Source organism: Paenibacillus sp. FSL M7-0134, assembly GCF_038007865.1.
Classification (GTDB): domain Bacteria; phylum Bacillota; class Bacilli; order Paenibacillales; family Paenibacillaceae; genus Paenibacillus; species Paenibacillus polymyxa_B.
In genome coordinates this window covers 1010969-1026626 of the sequence record NZ_JBBOXV010000001.1, presented here as the reverse complement: position 1 = coordinate 1026626, position 15658 = coordinate 1010969, and the positions used below count along the sequence as shown (strand labels likewise).

Here is a 15658-nt window from a genome sequence, read left to right as displayed (position 1 = left end):
TTTAAGTAGAATTCGATTGAGACAGGTAGACCGATCAAGTCCAATTCTTGCCTAATCCTATTCGGCGTGCATATAATTAGCACATCAATATTAGCGTTCAACGGAAAGGACGGTGAAGCATGAATGATTTCGTCTCCTCCCCCCTCTGATATTTCTACGAATCTAAAAGAACTGATTCATTTAATTCATCAACATGCGTCTTCGGATGGTACGTTTGTCTCGTCTGTGCCAGGACTTTATTTCAGACGTGCAAGCGATGTGTCCGAGCTGAATCATACGGTCCATATGCCCTCCCTGTACGTGGTTGCACAAGGCTCAAAGACAGCAATGCTGGCTGGAGAAAACTATGTGTACGATTCAACAACTTACATGGTCACATCAGTTCAGCTTCCCGTAACTGGTAAAATAACTCAGGCCTCGTCGGAGCTCCCTTATCTAAGTCTTCAATTATCCATTAGTCCAGACGTCATCCTGGACATTATCAAGAAGAGTCCTCCTCAATGTACCGTAAAGACTGGACGCGGCATACTGGTGAGCCAATTTGACCCTCTGCTGCTTGATGCGCTACTTCGGCTTGTCAGACTTTCGGATACGCCTGCGGATATTCAGTTTCTTGCGCCGCTTATCACGCACGAGATCCTTTATCGTGTATTACAAGGTGAGCAGGGGGCTTTAATCAGGCAATTTGCCGTAGTTGGTAGCTATGCACATAGCATCTCCAAAGCGATCCATCTGATAACCCGCGATTACTCTAAGCCTCTTGTGATCGAAGAATTGGCGAAGGAAGTAAACATGAGCGCCTCTTCCTTACACAAGCATTTTAAAAAGGTAACGGCTATAAGTCCTCTCCAGTATCAGAAGGCCATTCGACTGCAGACTGCACGCCGCTTGCTGCTCTCGGAGGGAGTGGAAGCCGCCAATGCAGGCTTTCGCGTTGGCTATGAGAGCCCTTCGCAGTTCAGCCGGGAATATGGACGCATGTTTGGGCGTCCACCAATGAGTGATGTTAAACATTTGCGCAATTCCCTTAGTGTCTCAGTTGATTGAGAGATTCTTCGGGTGATCCGTGGAGGAGGCCCAGAGCAAGTTGTCTTTGGTCTGGTCAAAGAGGATATATCACACCAACGGAAGTTCGTCGAGCCGTTCGTAAATCAACAATCCTTTCTCTTTCGCCACCCTTACCATTTCATCGGCACCCTGAGAAGGTCCTCCAACTCGAAGCACGGCGTTACAGCAATCAAGCAGGCGAATGGAAGACGGATGAAAGATTCTGTTAAAAGTCTCGTCTCCCAAAGCAGTGGAACCAGCTGTCGCGATAAGGGGCAAAGCATACCACTCCCCCAGCACCGGCATATGACCAGCCTCGTAAACTTGAAGAGCAATTTCATTCATGTAGTTGACGTTCTTCTCAATTAATACATGATCATCATTCGTTCCAGATCGATACGGGCCTGCGATAAGGATATGAAGCGGTTTCGATTTCACTTTCAAGAGTCCTTGGATCTGAGCGTATTGGAGCAGCATTATCGTCTTGGCGTCACGAATCTCGCCGCTTTCGACCATGTTTAGCACTTGAGCAAACGGGAGTTCCATTACTTCAATGTTTTCCTGCTCCTCCTCAAGGCCACCACCGCCACCCGTTGTCATATCTTCACTATACTCGGCTACATAGAAGTGCAGGATTTCGGTAACGGAGCCCGGTGACATATAGGCCTCGCCAACTTTCTGCACACGGTTGATACGGTATCCCGTCTCCTCCTCCGTCTCCCGAAGAATACCTTCTTCCGGTGTTTCTTTATCGAGTAGTCCTGCACAGGTTTCGATAAGCATCCCAGTTTCATTGCCGTTCCGATAAGTAGGCATCCGGAACTGTCTGGTCAGTACAACGGTTTGTTTGTGCCGATTATAGAGCAGGATCGTTGCGCCGTTGCCGCGATCGTACACTTCACGGGATTGTGTCTCCCATTGTCCATTATTTTTTTCAAACTCGAATGTGACCTTATTTAAGATGTACCAGTTATCCGATAGAAGCTCCTCTTTTACAATCCGTACTCTTGGGTGATACTGTTGTGACTTCATCTCATTTCCTCCCTAGAAAGATTCCGTTCTCTTTAGTCATTTCGAGAGTTCCGTTCTGCTGCAGAAGCCGATTGACGTGGTCTCGAAACTTGTCAATAGCCGCTCCGACAAGTCGCTCTCTTGCGTTCATCGGAGTCGAGATTATATATTCGATCAGGGGTTCCGCTTCGTCGACCAACAGGCAGTCCTCGTATCGAAGCAACCGAAGATCGGAAAAGCAAGAAGACAGCAAGTCCCCTCCGTTATCCAGGTGGAACCGTTTAATAGCATGATCCAACACATGAAGCTCAGGATCGAACGAAACCGCCAAGTGTTCGACCTCTTGTAGGTGTTGAGTGCTCATTGTAGAGGTGCATACTACACCTCCTTGCTTTAAGATACGGTGCATCTCGCGGATTGCTCTAGGGATGTCCGGCACGTGGTACAGCATGTTGTTAGCGATAACCATATCGAATTGCTCTTCATGGAATGGGATCTGTTGCGCGTCAACAGATAAAAACTTAAACTGCGGATTGTTGCTTCCCAAGCGACAACGTGCTTCTTCCACCATCCCGCTTGACATATCGGTAAGCGTGATACGCCAGCTGCTTGGAATTCGTTCGGCGTTTCTTATCCAAAAGGTCCCGTCGCCGCAGCCCAACTCGAGAATGTGGGCTCCCGGTTGCACCTCCAGTTGTTCAAAGATCCAACGATGCCAGCCTTGGGGATTCGTACTGTACTTGTCGTAAAGATGTATCCGCGTTTGCAGGCGGTTCGCCGTCCGATATTGCTCCCCCCAATTTTGCTCACTCTGCACGGTTTGAATAACATCCGCCAAATGGTTCCAATCGGAGCCATAAGCCGACATTTCCATAGCATCTCGTATTGCATGTACTACGTGCTCTGTATGAGCAATTTTCTTTTGTAAAACATCGAGTTGTGCTTGCAACGAGTGTCTGATCTCTCCGTTGGATGGCGACTCTGCATCTAAAATGTCCATTATTGTTTGAAGCGATAACCCTAGATACTTCAACATCTGAATTCGCTGTAGTCTTTCCATATCTTTCATGTTGTACAGTCTTATGGATCCAGTGCGATGACCTCCTGGACTCAGAAGTCCAATTTGGTCGTAATATCGCAATGTCCTGACCGTTATCCCTGTACGTTTGGCAAGCTGTCCTGTCGTCAGATAGTTCTCTTTGTCCATCCATTGCTCACATCCAATTGATTGCTCTAGCATGTCGTTCTCAGTCAGTATAGCAAATGACGTAACGTCACCTTCAAGAAAAATTTATGCAATAAGAAACAAGAGAAAACCACCCTAGCAAAAGGTAACTTGGTAGTTAGTCACGAATATCATGTAATAAAAATTCATCAGCTCTTCATGGAGGCTACTATGAAAACTTTCATTTACATGGTGAGACATGGCGAATCACCGAAGACGGAAGGAAATGAAAGAACAAGAGGTTTGACTGATAAAGGCAAGTCAGATGCTTTTCAAATAACTGAATTATTGAGAGGAGAGGGGATCGAGGTTTTCGTTTCAAGTCCATATCAACGGGCAATCCTAACCATTCAAGAATTAGCTCAATGCTCAGGACAAGAAGTTTTAATATTCGAGGATCTTAAAGAAAGAATTTTTTCTAGTGAAGATAACCGAATCCCCGATGATGAATTATTCCCTTTGTTAGATAAGTCATTTTCTGATCCCAACTTTGCTTTAACGGGAGGAGAGTCTAATGCAGTTTGTCAGAACCGAAGTATAACAGTCTTAAAGGAATTGCTAAAAATCTACCGAGGACAGAAAGTCGCATTAGGCACTCATGGAGCTGTAATGACTTTAATGATGGAGTATTATGACAAGCAGTATGATTTGAATTTTTTACTACACACATCCAAACCAGACGTATACAGAATGGAATTCAATGATCAGGAATTAGTTGAGGTAAAAAGATTGTGGAACATGCCGTAATAGTTTGTGAGGAAAAGGTATAAGGACTATTCTTCAAAGAGAGACCACCCTTAAAAAAGGGATGGTCTCTCTTCGAAACTTTTCTTTTATAGCTATTGCGGCGAACCGTTAAGCAAATCTTCAGCTATTTTTACCAGGTCTTCTTTGCTCAGCGGGCTGTCCTGGTTATCAGATATGTTGTAGTGTAACCGTCTTTTTTCATCGAGCCATCCCAGTCGATTTTTTCCTACCTCCAAGGGCTTGCTTGTTTCGCTTGCTCTGATGTAATAGGCCTTGGTTCCTTTAATCATCAGTTCCTCAGCCGAATCCTGTTCATTTTGCATCACGGTCGTCTTTGTGACTTCGGGAGCGTATTTGGTGACGGCGATATTTACATAGTCATTTCCTCTCGCATACCGGGCGAGGGTGAAGTCTGACTTGTCCCAGCTCAGCTTTTGAATAAACAGATTTTCACCTTTCGGTGCAGCTTTAGCCTGTTGCGTCAGTTTATCCGTTAAAGCCCGATATTCCTCTTTGTTCATCATCCCAGGATATGCAGCGACTGGGTAGACGTATCCGAAATCAAACCGGTAGCCATTCGGCAGATGAGTGGGACTATGCAACAGCGGAGCTTCTGTCCGCTTGATTTCATCCTGCAGACTGCTGAAGCTAGAAAGTTCAGTCGGTTTGTAGGCAAACAGGACGGGATTAGACGAATTTTGTTGATTCATAGAATCGTCCTTAACGTAATAGGCGGCATACTCTCCAGGCTGTAGACGGTCTGTCACCTCTTCGTTCCACTGTGTGTAGGTGGTTGTATACGTTTTGGAAGCGTCCGTTTCGGCTGGTGTTTTGGCGGTATTTAATACGACATCGCCTTTACTGTTACGGAATTCCAGATATTGCGAAGCGGCGTATCCAGTCACAGAGGCGCTCAATACAAAAAGCAAGATCATGATAGGAGCGGTGATGCGCGGCTGAAGACGCATTTTTACAATGAGTCCCTTTTTGGATTTCGCCTTTTGGTAGACCTGTTCCATCACTTTATCAGAGACGTCAAAAGCTTGGATTTTTAGGACACTCTCTGGTTCTGTCAGCATGTCCATGTTTTTTAAGCCTCTGTCTTTTAGATCGGTGTATTTCAGGCCTTGTTCCTGAGTTCTGTCTTGTAATTCACGCATTTTGGGTCCTCCTCTATGGGCTCCATCATTTTTTTGAGCTTTGTTTTTGTTCTGCCGTATTTTTTCTTGATCGCTTCCTCGCTTTTGTTCATAATTTCCCCGATTTCTCCAAACGATTTTTCTTCAAAGATGCGCAGCACCAACAGGTTTCGCTCCTCTGCATTCAGTTGGTCCAATGCCCGGCTCAGCGGTTCACTGAAAAGCTGACGTTCCATAACCTGCGCAGCACTGTCTGAAGTCATGTTAGTTGAGGTGAACAGGGTCATTTTAAATTTGCGCTGTAATTTCTTCCTGCGAATCAGGTTCAGGCAGTGATGATAAGCCATTTTATACAGCCAGGAGGAGAAGCCCACTGTGGGCTTGTACATACTGATTTTCTCGAAAGCACTAACGAAAATATCCTGTACAGCCTCTTCCGCTTCTTGCTCACTTCCTAATATCCGCCAGCAGTACACAAAAATCTGACGCTGATACTCCTTTACAATGTAGGCGTAATCCTGGATCTCGCCAGCTTGGACCCGTTTAATTCTATATTCGATTTCCTCATTCAAAGATTTAGGCACCCCCTCTGATTAAAAAGAAAACTATATCTGTATAACAAATGAAGAGGACCGAAAGGGACACCTTTTCTAAAATTTTTTAAGTATTAAATCAACTCTCTAAGAGAATACGATAAAGCAGAACAATTATCACCAACGTTGTTGGTTTCATAGAGCTTGAATTTTTATTGTGGAAATAAATAGAATGATAAAATATACCTATCAAAAAAGTGGAAATAGATTGTAAAGAAAAAAGGAGATGGAAAATGGGGTTTTATGATAATAGAGAAAATGCTTTATTCCGCACTCTTCAAGAGCAAGTCATAACATTCAAACAATGGGGAGCTAGCATAGCTGAAAAACATGGAGAATGGGAAACGAATTATCTTTATTGGGATAAGCTTTATAATGCTGTTGAGGAAGTGTTAGAACATACTTCATTAGCTGAATGGCAGACAGAAGTTTATGAACTGATCTTATATACACTGGCAAGGGATAATGAAGTTGAGAATGTATTGCAGTTGTTAATTGTACAACCCAAAATATTTTTGTCTTTAGCCTACAGTGCAATTACATACTCTGATTACGAAGCCAGATGGCAAATAGCCTATGGATTAGGTGAAGTAAAAGGAATGAGGGATGAAGTAAATAGTCTTTTGTCTAAGCTCTCGAATGATGAGCACGAATATGTCAGAAGAAGGGCATTAATTGCATTGCAGAAAAAATGGAAAGATGAATTAAATGATCAAGAGATAAACTCGGCAATCCCGCCCGTATAGCTAACGAAAACCATCGGCTATGCTGGGCGGGATTGCCTCACCCTCTTTAATGCAGCGTATCTTCTACTTATTCCCTTTGCGTACCTTTAACAGCTTACCCTTTACGGTCGTATTCTTCATAATTTCAAGCACCAGTGGACCTTTACCATTCAGAATCTCAACATCTGTCGCATAATCCAGAATCGTAATGATTCCGATATCATCTGCGGTGACTCCGTCAAGCTTAGCGATGGTCCCCACGAAGTCGACAGCTCTGAGTTTTTTCTTCTTACCGCCGTTAAAGTTCAGCTTCATAATCTGTTGGTTTAATTGCTCGCGCTTATCTTTTTTGAGTGCGGTTTTTACATGCAGTTTCTGCTCAAAATCTTCTCTACGGAGATCAACAGCCTCTTCTGAGGGGGCCTTTACCTGCGGAATCGCGAATCCAATATATGCTTCAATATCAACTAATCTTCTGCCATCCTTAGGAGTGATGAGGGAAATGGCTTTCCCTGTTTTTCCAGCACGTCCCGTACGTCCTGTGCGGTGAACATAGCTTTCCTTCTCAAGGGGAATATCGTAGTTAATGACATGGGTGATATTCGTGATATCAATCCCTCTGGCGGCGACATCTGTCGCAATCAAGTAACGGAATTGACCCCTTCTGAATGCATTCATTACCTCAAATCGCTCGTCTTGCTCCATGCCACCATGAATGCGATCACATGGATATTCGAGATCAGCCAATGCTCTGAATAATGTATCTACATTCTCCTGCGTACGACAGAAAATAATGCAGCTGTCAGGATTCTCAACAATGAGCAGATCTTGCAGTAGTGCCAGCTTGTCTGACTCCTTCACCTGAATAAGAGAGTGATCAATTGTAGCGGTCGTTATGCCAGTCGCTTTAATCTCAATTCTAACAGGATCGTTCATATACTTGTGTGACAGTCTGGCTACATCCTCAGGAAAAGTAGCGGAGAATAACATGGTAACCCGGTCACTAGGCAGCGCTTGAATAATCGACTGGACTTGCTCGATAAAGCCCATATTCAGCATCTCGTCAGCTTCATCAATCACGAGGTAGGCAATCCGATCTAACGATAGCGTGCCTCGTTCGATATGGTCCAGTACACGTCCTGGCGTACCTACAGCCACATGCGTTCTTTGTTTTAACTCAGCCTTTTGGATATGAAAAGGATGTTTTCCATAAAGGGGCGTTGCTTTTATCCGCTTAAAGCGTCCAATATTCGTGATGTCTTCGGTGACCTGTAATGCGAGTTCACGGGTTGGCGTCAGGATTAAAGCTTGGGGCTTATTCTCATTCCAATCTACTAGCTCACAAAGTGGAATACCATATGCTGCTGTTTTGCCGCTACCTGTTTGCGATTTGGCGACAAGATCCTTCTTCTCAAGCGCAACAGGAATAACTTCCGTTTGAATCTCTGTTGGCGTCTCATAGCCCAAGCTATTGAGCGCTCTTACAATTTCTTCACTTAATGCGTAATCTGTAAAATGCTTCTGACTCATTTTCAACCTCTTCTGCGCTGTATTTGAATACCATTACATATATAATGTCATCGTGTATCGAACTTATACTCATCTAGTATACTCTATATCCAGGCTTACTCTAATACATATCCATGTTACTGTTTGTCTAATCGTATCCTTGGAGCGTTTAACGAAGGGCTCGTCCATTTTCTTGTGTATGGCATCTGATGTGTTGGTCGACTGAGCTATTTCGCAATTTAACGACCAACAAACTTTACCCCATATGGATCTACGTTGAACAATTTCATGGAGAATTACTTATCTTCAATTGTATCGGCATTTCCATATCCGCATGCGTGAAAACATGTGTTACGAACAAAGGGCACCCAATCGGGTGCCCTTTGAACTGCCGTTAGCGCGGAAAACCGTATCAAAAGTATTGTTACGATGAAAAGTGAACCCAATTTCTCCCTTGGACAGCATCCATCTTTTTAAAGAAAATTTGAGCGCGTTTATTCTCAGTAGAAGTTATCCAGGTCATATGAGCATACCCATGATTTTGTGAGTACTTTTGACATTCTAAAAAAAGCTGTGATTCTACTTCTGTATCTCTAAATGGTTCCAATACAAATAGGTCGTTCATAACGGTGATTTTGTCTGCTTTCATCGTGCTAAAGGTAAAGAATAATGTAGCAAAGCCGATTAATTCTCCATTTTGTTCCGCCACAAATTGTATACCGTTTTGCTGCTCAAAAAGGGTTTGAATCAAATTATGAATTTTTTCGATAGGTGGCCTAGGGTTTTGATAAAAACCAACGATGTATTCATACATTAACTCGGTTAAATTGTTTAAATCATCAGGCTTAGCGTTTCTTATTAAAAATGACATTAGATGTACTCCCTTTTCATTAGTTTTGAATTAATATACATCGTAAAGTATATATATGCAAAATTAAGATCAGTGAAAGAATCTTTTGAACTCATGTAAATGCGAAGAAGTATGTAATATGAGCGCAACAAAGGCTGCCGAGGAAATGTATCCGGCAGTCTTTGTTGCGCTGAGGGACATGTGCATCGAGAATACACCCATTCGTTAAAATTGAATTTACTCCGAATTACTTAAGAAGTGTAAGTGTCACCTCTATCGTGTTATTAATAAATGATCGTTCTGGACGAGATTTTATCATTACGGTCAGTCCAATTAACGATACGACTAGCGCCTGTGATACAGCCTTCGCATTGAGCCCGATCTCAAGCTCACCTGATTGTATACCTCGTTCAATGGTTTCTTGAAATATAACCGATAGGTACATTTGATGTTCCCTTGTAAGAATTTCAAATTTCTCATCATGAGGTGCAAGTTCAACCATTGTATTGATGCAAAAGCATCCTTTTCTAGGGTTTTCTGTATATTCCTCATCTACCACACCTTCAAAAAAAGCTCGAAATGCTTCTTTTACAGATGGTTTGCTTTGAAGTTTGGCTCGGATCAGAGAAGCACGGGACATCATGTATTTGCGCAGCGCAGCTTCGAACAATTCTTTTTTGCCTCCAAAAGTGGAGTATATACTAGGTCGTTGAATTTCCATTCTGGAAGTTAAATCACTCAGTGAGGTAGCTTCATATCCCTTCTCCCAAAATATTTGCATTGCTGCATCTAATACTTTATCTTCGTCAAATTCGCGGATTCGTCCCATAATCAATACCTCTCATTGCTCGTAATTTTATTCTTAACTCAATAACTCTGATTATAATTGTCAGGGTTTTTTATTTGCGTACCAATTAGTATGTTATTATCTTATAATTAGCCCGTTATATTGTCAAATGCAGATTGGTTTATCGCACCAAGGAGATATCAGTATGAGGATAAAACAAAGTATTTTTACTATATTTATTGACAGTATTCTTTTTAATGAGTTATATTTACTGGGAAAAATATATTACCGATCGGTATGATATTTTATCGGTATTTGATTGTCATACAAAGAAAGCTATTAGAATAGGAGAGATGGACCATGGAGATAGGTATTACTTCGTTTGTAGAAACAAAGCCTGACGTTCAGACAGGTGAAGTGATAAGTCACGCACAGCGATTGCGCGAAGTTGTCGAGGAAATTATCCTTGCTGATCAAGTGGGACTTGATGTGTTTGGGGTAGGTGAGCATCATCGGAAGGATTATTCGGCATCTTCACCAGCAATTGTGCTGTCAGCGGCTGCAGCGCAGACGAAACGGATTCGGCTGACCAGTGCAGTCACAGTGCTTTCTTCAGCTGATCCCGTTCGCGTTTTTCAGGATTTTGCTACGCTGGATGGTATTTCGAATGGACGTGCGGAGATTATGGCGGGCCGAGGTTCCTTTATTGAATCTTTTCCACTGTTTGGCTATGACTTGGAAGACTATGATGAGCTGTTTGAACAACATTTGGAATTGCTTCTTAAAATACGGGAGTCCGAAAAAGTAACCTGGAAAGGCAGACATCGGCCAGCGATTAACAATTTGGGTGTGTATCCACGGCCGGTTCAGAATCCTTTACCGATATGGGTTGGCAGCGGGGGCAGGCAGGATTCTGCTATCCGTGCAGGTCTGTTAGGACTGCCCTTGATGTTGGCGATCATTGGTGGAAATCCGATGAATTTTGCACCGCTTGTACAGCTTTATAAGAAGGCAGCAGCGCACGCTGGTCATGACGAATCGCAGCTTAAGGTTGGATCGCACTCGATAGGATTTGTTGGAGAGAATAATGAACGAGCTGCAGATACATATTTCCCTTCTACGATGGCAGGTATGAATAGATTAGGCAGGGAGCGGGGCTGGGCGCATTATGATCGTTCTAGCTACGATGCCGCGCGCAGCTTTGAAGGTGCGCTGTATGTTGGCGATCCTGAGACTGTTGCCCAGAAGATCATTCACCTTCGCAAACATGTAGGTGTTACACGCTTTATGCTGTATGTTCCGTTAAGTACAATGCCGCATGCCGAGGTGATGAAAGCCATTGAGCTGCTGGGAACAGAGGTAGCACCCCGAGTTCGGAAGGAAATAGCCCAGTGGGAAGCGGAGACGGAAAAAAGATTATAAAAACCAAACATAGGAGTGATTCACATGGATTTTGAAAATCGTTTGTACCCAGAATTTAGGTCGGTAATTGCACAATTTCCTGGATTTCAATTGGAAGAAAATTTAGAACTGAGTAGAAGCTATTTATCGAGTCCTCCCATTGAGCAGTCGGAGCACGTACGCACGACAAGCCGGATGATTCCGAGCGTAGCAGGCGAGATATTAGTTAAAATCTACGAACCTGCCCAGCGAACTGACGTTAGGCTTCCGGCCATGCTGTGGATTCACGGGGGAGGCTATGTGATGGGGCATCCTGATATGGACGATGCTTTGTGCGAACGCTTCGTGCAGGCGGCCAAATGCGTCGTCGTATCGGTCGATTACCGACTTGCTCCCGAGCATCCCTACCCAGCTGCCATCGATGACTGTTATGCCGCTTTGACGTGGATGACCGATGAAGCTGAGCTGCTGGGCATCGACTTAGATCGAGTCGCAATTGCCGGAGCAAGTGGGGGCGGCGGTCTGACCGCAGCACTTGCTTTAATGGCCCGTGACAAAGGCGGGCCAGCCCTCATTTTCCAAATGCCGCTGTATCCGATGATCGATGACCGTAGTATTACGGCGTCAAGTCATGAAATTACGGCCGATAACGCACCATGGAACCGGAAGAACAACTTGGCGGCCTGGAACATGTACTTGGGGGATCGTACTGAAGACACCGAGGTGTCCCTATACGCTGTGCCGTCGAGAGCGGAATGCTTGGCTGGGCTACCGCCGACCTATACGTGCATTGGCCAGCTCGATCTGTTCCGAGATGAGACGATTGAATATGTGACACGCCTTGCCCAAGCTGGGGTAGACGTTGAATTCCATCTGTATCCCGGCACATTCCACAACTTTGAGGGGATGGTTCCGCAAGCAGAAGTAAGCCAACGTGCTAGCCAAAGTTATGTAGATGCAATTGCACGAGCCCTTAATTCTTAAACTATTAAATGGGCAGTCTCCAAAGTGATATGCTTCCAAAAAAGTAGACAGGTTAAATAATAAAACTTGCTACTGTAAGGGGAGCATATCACTTTTTGCAGTAATCTTTTTTGTCGTTTGATACGAGGCTAGATTTTAACCGAAACGATGTGTTAAAGGAGCATCAGGTGTTCAGTCGCCCCGCAATGATGTAAAGTTTTTCGGGTAAAATCTTTACTTTTACATGTAGCGGATAATAACCTTTCATTCTTATAATTGGAAATGTAAGCGATTTATTTAGAGGCGAGGATATTAAAAAACTATACGTATGAGGAGGAGATTGTATGTCGAAATTTAAAGTGGGCAAGTTGGTAAGCAGCTTGGCGTTGGCGGGTGTGTTGTTATCATCAGTTCTGATAAACCCGGCTAGTGCCAGTATGGCGAACGGTGGCAAATTCCTCGGGAATATCATTGCTGGAAGTGTCCCTGCAAGTTTCGGAACATACTGGAACCAGGTGACGCCAGAGAATTCGACCAAATGGGGGTCGGTTGAAGGCAGTCGTAACAACATGAACTGGTCGCAGGCGGATACCGCCTACAATTATGCCCGTAACAATGGCTTCCCGTTCAAGTTCCATACATTGGTATGGGGTGCTCAGGAGCCAGGTTGGATTAGCGGACTGTCGGCTGCTGATCAGAAGGCGGAAGTGACCCAGTGGATTAAAGCAGCAGGTCAACGCTATCCGAATGCGGAGTTTGTAGATGTGGTGAATGAGCCCCTGCATCAGAAGCCATCCTTCCGCAATGCCATAGGAGGTGACGGATCGACCGGATGGGATTGGGTCATATGGTCATTCCAACAGGCCAGACAAGCTTTCCCGAATGCCAAGCTGATGATTAATGAATATGGAATTATCAACGATCCCTCGTTAACCGACCAATATGTCAATATTATTAATCAGCTCAAGAGCAGAGGCCTGATTGACGGAATTGGTATTCAATGCCACCAGTTTAGCATGGACACTGTTTCAGTTAACACGATGAACACTGTACTGAACAAACTGGCGGCAACAGGATTGCCAATCTATGTGTCGGAACTGGATATAACTGGCGACGACAACACCCAGCTTGCCAGATACAAGGAGAAATTTCCGGTATTATGGAAGCATTCCGCGGTGAAGGGAGTTACGCTCTGGGGATACATTCAGGGGCAAACCTGGATATCGAATACACATCTGCTGAACTCAAATGGCACGGAACGTCCCGCACTCCAATGGCTGAGACAATATGTGCAGAGTTAAGCTATAGGTGGCACTTAAAACCCAACAGATGCGAAATTTTCCCAAATATCTGGGCTGGGTAGATGTTTATTTGACGAAGTCTTGGCTGAAATGTTATACGCCCAAGGCTTCTTTTTATTTAGCTTAAACCTAACGTATCAAAACCTAATCTAACTCAATTAGGCTTACATACCCAATCTATAACTTTAACCCACTTGAAATAAAACCGTCTGGACGGTATAGTAAAGGGGGGTGATCAATATGAATACAACTAAAAAAACATTAAAAAGAGAATTAATTCTTAAAGCGGCCTCCATGATTGTGCACGAAGAAGGAGTAGAGAAGTTAACGTTAGAAGCGGTGGCTAAGAAAGCGGGAATAAGTAAAGGAGGATTGCTTTACCATTTTCCGAATAAGGATGAATTGGTTTTGGGAATGGTTGAGCAACTATCGACCAACTTTGTCTCCGAATTTAATGAGAGAGCAGAAAACGATATGCATTCCAAAGGAAGATGGACTCGCGCTTATATGAATACATCATTTTCTGGCGATCGGAATGCAAGTGACCTGTATACCGCTCTTTCAGCAGCACAGTTTACGAACCCTCAAATGCTAAAGTTACTTCAGGACGAGTATGAGAATATCCAAAACAAAATTGAAAACGACGAATTGGATCCCGTTCGTTCCACGATAGTCCGATTAGCTATAGACGGCTTGTGGTTTGCCGAAATGTTTGGGCTTGCTCCTCCTAATGAGGAAATGAGGCAAAAAATGATGGAAGAATTGAAGACATATATAAAGGAGAATGAATAATGGCTTATCTTTTCTTGGCAATCTCTATTGTTGGTGAACTTATTGGAACTTCAATGCTTAAAGCTTCAGAAGGTTTTACCAGATTGTATCCGACTCTATTCACAATTGTTGCGTTTGTGATCTCTTTCTTCTTTATCTCTCTATCCCTTAAGACGCTTCCTTTAAATATGACTTATGCCATCTGGTCAGGTGTAGGGGCTGTTGCTACAACGCTTATTTCAGTATTGATTTGGAAAGAAAAAATCAATACAGGAAGTATCGCAGGTATTGCTTTAATTGTTATTGGCGTGGTGGTACTGAACCTATTTGGTGCAGGACATGGTGAGGCAAAAGCTACAACAGAAGCAACGGGTTCAATCGTTCAAAAATGAGATAAAGATTTTCGGACCGAGGATATAAACACGCTTGAAGGCATAAGGGCATTCGTCGAGAAAGTTCTTGTGCCGCACGGCGTGAGGGTATGAATTTTTAGTCATTTAAATTTTTTTGATTGAATTGCAGATATAATAAGTCTATAATGTCGATTGTAGGGTGTTTCATATTTACCACCATACGGAAGCAAGGTGTAGATATTAGTAGACTTTAAAATCTAATTAGTAGAAGGGAAGTCTAATTAATGACCCAGTCTTTATTTGATCCCGAAGTATGGAAGGCTGCTTGGATAAACGATCCGGAAGCTGGTGTAAATCGAATGCTTAGAGCGGGAACGGTACCGGCTCATTCGTTTGATGATATGGCAAGGGCAAGAAGCTTCCACAAGCAGGCATTTAATGAAGAGGGAATAAAAAGAACAGCCAGAATTATGGGATGGCTAAGGACACAGGGAGTTACCATTAAAGACTCCTCTATCCTAGATATTGGTGCTGCCTCGGGTGTCTTCAGTATTCCTTTTGCAGAGGAAGGGGCAAATGTTACTGCCGTTGAGCCCTCAGGACCGTTGACAGCCTTAATGGAAGAGAGTATTAAGCCATCGATAAAGGAAAACATTAAAATCGTACGGGAACAATTTGAGGAGTTATCTATTGAGACGAACGGATGGAAAAACAAATTTGATCTGGTGTTTGCATCCATGTGTCCAGCCATTTTCGGTTGGGAAATGGTAGAGAAGGCGCTCGCCTGTGCCAGCCAGTTTTGTTACATCAGTACGAGTGCTGGGCCTAAGGAGCATAGTCTGATTCAGGAATTGCGCCCTGTAGTCGGAATAAAAGAGGACCTAGTACAAACGTCAGATATGGCATATATCATCCAACTATTAAATATATATGGCTATTCTTTTCAAACCCTGATTACTCGTGAAACCCAAACGGTAATGATGTCGGTGGACGAGGCGGTAAAACATACATTAGGCTGGTTCTCATTCTTCGGGATGCCGACAGATGAACAGTCATTACAGAAGGCCGAAACTTATTTAAGAAGGACGTACGCAGGAAAGAGAATTCCTGTTCAGCAAGGAGGACGCTTTGGTAAAGTTCTGGTCCGTATAAAGAATCAGCACATGTATTAATCGTTTTGTCATGTAGCTTCTATTTATTCCCCTTGCCCTTCAGAATCTCAACGTCTGTTACATA

General features: G+C 43.6%; 16 protein-coding genes. 9 read left to right on the top strand and 7 right to left on the bottom strand.

The annotated features are described in order from the left end of the window. The first annotated feature begins 123 nt into the window (after window positions 1-123). A complete protein-coding gene (locus NSQ58_RS04460) occupies window positions 124-1047 on the top strand; it encodes an AraC family transcriptional regulator (protein WP_341056955.1) in 924 nt (307 codons plus the stop codon). Window positions 1048-1116: 69 nt separating this feature from the next. Here the strand turns inward: NSQ58_RS04460 and nudK are convergent, their stop codons facing one another. Both nudK and NSQ58_RS04450 read right to left on the bottom strand, forming a co-directional pair. Next, window positions 1117-2079, bottom strand: a complete 963-nt coding sequence (gene nudK / locus NSQ58_RS04455) for a GDP-mannose pyrophosphatase NudK (protein WP_068939246.1) — start codon at window positions 2077-2079, stop codon at window positions 1117-1119. A 1-nt stretch (window position 2080) separates the two neighbouring features. After that, window positions 2081-3265 carry a MerR family transcriptional regulator gene (locus tag NSQ58_RS04450; RefSeq protein WP_071558011.1) on the bottom strand — a complete coding sequence of 395 codons (1185 nt, stop codon included), beginning with the start codon at window positions 3263-3265 and terminating at the stop codon, window positions 2081-2083. Between the two features lie 189 nt (window positions 3266-3454). On the opposite strand from NSQ58_RS04450, the gene NSQ58_RS04445 reads away from it, so the two are divergent. Then, window positions 3455-4030, top strand: coding sequence for a histidine phosphatase family protein (locus tag NSQ58_RS04445; RefSeq protein WP_023991073.1), 576 nt, complete (start codon window positions 3455-3457; stop codon window positions 4028-4030). Window positions 4031-4122: 92 nt separating this feature from the next. Here NSQ58_RS04445 and NSQ58_RS04440 read toward each other — a convergent pair whose 3' ends face one another. Both NSQ58_RS04440 and NSQ58_RS04435 read right to left on the bottom strand, forming a co-directional pair. Beyond that, a complete protein-coding gene (locus NSQ58_RS04440; RefSeq protein ID WP_023991072.1) occupies window positions 4123-5190 on the bottom strand; it encodes a DUF4367 domain-containing protein in 1068 nt (355 codons plus the stop codon). After that, window positions 5151-5741, bottom strand: coding sequence for an RNA polymerase sigma factor (locus NSQ58_RS04435; protein ID WP_053326469.1), 591 nt, complete (start codon window positions 5739-5741; stop codon window positions 5151-5153). Before NSQ58_RS04435 ends, NSQ58_RS04440 begins: the two co-directional genes overlap by 40 nt. Before the next feature lie 254 nt (window positions 5742-5995). Here NSQ58_RS04435 and NSQ58_RS04430 point away from each other — a divergent pair, with 254 nt between their 5' ends. After that, on the top strand, window positions 5996-6508 hold the full coding sequence (locus NSQ58_RS04430) for a HEAT repeat domain-containing protein (RefSeq protein ID WP_028540941.1): 513 nt from the start codon (window positions 5996-5998) through the stop codon (window positions 6506-6508). A gap of 63 nt (window positions 6509-6571) precedes the next feature. Here the strand turns inward: NSQ58_RS04430 and NSQ58_RS04425 are convergent, their stop codons facing one another. From NSQ58_RS04425 to NSQ58_RS04415, 3 genes are all read right to left on the bottom strand, one after another. Beyond that, window positions 6572-8017, bottom strand: a complete 1446-nt coding sequence (locus NSQ58_RS04425) for a DEAD/DEAH box helicase (protein ID WP_076295174.1) — start codon at window positions 8015-8017, stop codon at window positions 6572-6574. A 403-nt stretch (window positions 8018-8420) separates the two neighbouring features. Continuing rightward, a complete protein-coding gene (locus NSQ58_RS04420; protein WP_023991068.1) occupies window positions 8421-8867 on the bottom strand; it encodes a GNAT family N-acetyltransferase in 447 nt (148 codons plus the stop codon). 226 nt (window positions 8868-9093) lie between these two features. Next, a complete protein-coding gene (locus NSQ58_RS04415; RefSeq protein ID WP_028540939.1) occupies window positions 9094-9675 on the bottom strand; it encodes a TetR/AcrR family transcriptional regulator in 582 nt (193 codons plus the stop codon). 318 nt (window positions 9676-9993) lie between these two features. Here NSQ58_RS04415 and NSQ58_RS04410 point away from each other — a divergent pair, with 318 nt between their 5' ends. The 6 genes from NSQ58_RS04410 to NSQ58_RS04385 all read left to right on the top strand — a co-directional run bounded on the left by NSQ58_RS04410 (window position 9994) and on the right by NSQ58_RS04385 (window position 15594). Beyond that, entirely contained in the window at window positions 9994-11055 is a 1062-nt protein-coding gene (locus NSQ58_RS04410) for an LLM class flavin-dependent oxidoreductase (protein ID WP_341056954.1), read from the top strand. A 24-nt stretch (window positions 11056-11079) separates the two neighbouring features. Next, on the top strand, window positions 11080-12018 hold the full coding sequence (locus NSQ58_RS04405; protein WP_053326464.1) for an alpha/beta hydrolase: 939 nt from the start codon (window positions 11080-11082) through the stop codon (window positions 12016-12018). Window positions 12019-12341: 323 nt separating this feature from the next. Further along, on the top strand, window positions 12342-13298 hold the full coding sequence (locus NSQ58_RS04400) for an endo-1,4-beta-xylanase (protein ID WP_023991064.1): 957 nt from the start codon (window positions 12342-12344) through the stop codon (window positions 13296-13298). Window positions 13299-13538: 240 nt separating this feature from the next. Further along, window positions 13539-14090, top strand: coding sequence for a TetR/AcrR family transcriptional regulator (locus NSQ58_RS04395; protein WP_053326463.1), 552 nt, complete (start codon window positions 13539-13541; stop codon window positions 14088-14090). Continuing rightward, window positions 14090-14461 (top strand): DMT family transporter, encoded by a 372-nt coding sequence (locus NSQ58_RS04390; protein WP_023991062.1) that lies wholly within the window; start codon window positions 14090-14092, stop codon window positions 14459-14461. Before NSQ58_RS04395 ends, NSQ58_RS04390 begins: the two co-directional genes overlap by 1 nt. Window positions 14462-14706: 245 nt before the next feature. Then, on the top strand, window positions 14707-15594 hold the full coding sequence (locus NSQ58_RS04385; RefSeq protein ID WP_075154981.1) for a class I SAM-dependent methyltransferase: 888 nt from the start codon (window positions 14707-14709) through the stop codon (window positions 15592-15594). The last annotated feature ends 64 nt before the right edge of the window (window positions 15595-15658 follow it).

Excerpts from the sequence above, each read along its gene's own strand:
- NSQ58_RS04460 (WP_341056955.1), top strand. The coding sequence starts at position 124 with ATGATTTCGTCTCCTCCCCCCTCTGATATTTCTACGAATCTAAAAGAA.
- nudK (WP_068939246.1), bottom strand. The coding sequence starts at position 2,079 with ATGAAGTCACAACAGTATCACCCAAGAGTACGGATTGTAAAAGAGGAG.
- NSQ58_RS04450 (WP_071558011.1), bottom strand. The coding sequence starts at position 3,265 with ATGGACAAAGAGAACTATCTGACGACAGGACAGCTTGCCAAACGTACA.
- NSQ58_RS04445 (WP_023991073.1), top strand. The coding sequence starts at position 3,455 with ATGAAAACTTTCATTTACATGGTGAGACATGGCGAATCACCGAAGACG.
- NSQ58_RS04440 (WP_023991072.1), bottom strand. The coding sequence starts at position 5,190 with ATGCGTGAATTACAAGACAGAACTCAGGAACAAGGCCTGAAATACACC.
- NSQ58_RS04430 (WP_028540941.1), top strand. The coding sequence starts at position 5,996 with ATGGGGTTTTATGATAATAGAGAAAATGCTTTATTCCGCACTCTTCAA.
- NSQ58_RS04425 (WP_076295174.1), bottom strand. The coding sequence starts at position 8,017 with ATGAGTCAGAAGCATTTTACAGATTACGCATTAAGTGAAGAAATTGTA.
- NSQ58_RS04420 (WP_023991068.1), bottom strand. The coding sequence starts at position 8,867 with ATGTCATTTTTAATAAGAAACGCTAAGCCTGATGATTTAAACAATTTA.
- NSQ58_RS04415 (WP_028540939.1), bottom strand. The coding sequence starts at position 9,675 with ATGGGACGAATCCGCGAATTTGACGAAGATAAAGTATTAGATGCAGCA.
- NSQ58_RS04410 (WP_341056954.1), top strand. The coding sequence starts at position 9,994 with ATGGAGATAGGTATTACTTCGTTTGTAGAAACAAAGCCTGACGTTCAG.
- NSQ58_RS04405 (WP_053326464.1), top strand. The coding sequence starts at position 11,080 with ATGGATTTTGAAAATCGTTTGTACCCAGAATTTAGGTCGGTAATTGCA.
- NSQ58_RS04400 (WP_023991064.1), top strand. The coding sequence starts at position 12,342 with ATGTCGAAATTTAAAGTGGGCAAGTTGGTAAGCAGCTTGGCGTTGGCG.
- NSQ58_RS04395 (WP_053326463.1), top strand. The coding sequence starts at position 13,539 with ATGAATACAACTAAAAAAACATTAAAAAGAGAATTAATTCTTAAAGCG.
- NSQ58_RS04390 (WP_023991062.1), top strand. The coding sequence starts at position 14,090 with ATGGCTTATCTTTTCTTGGCAATCTCTATTGTTGGTGAACTTATTGGA.
- NSQ58_RS04385 (WP_075154981.1), top strand. The coding sequence starts at position 14,707 with ATGACCCAGTCTTTATTTGATCCCGAAGTATGGAAGGCTGCTTGGATA.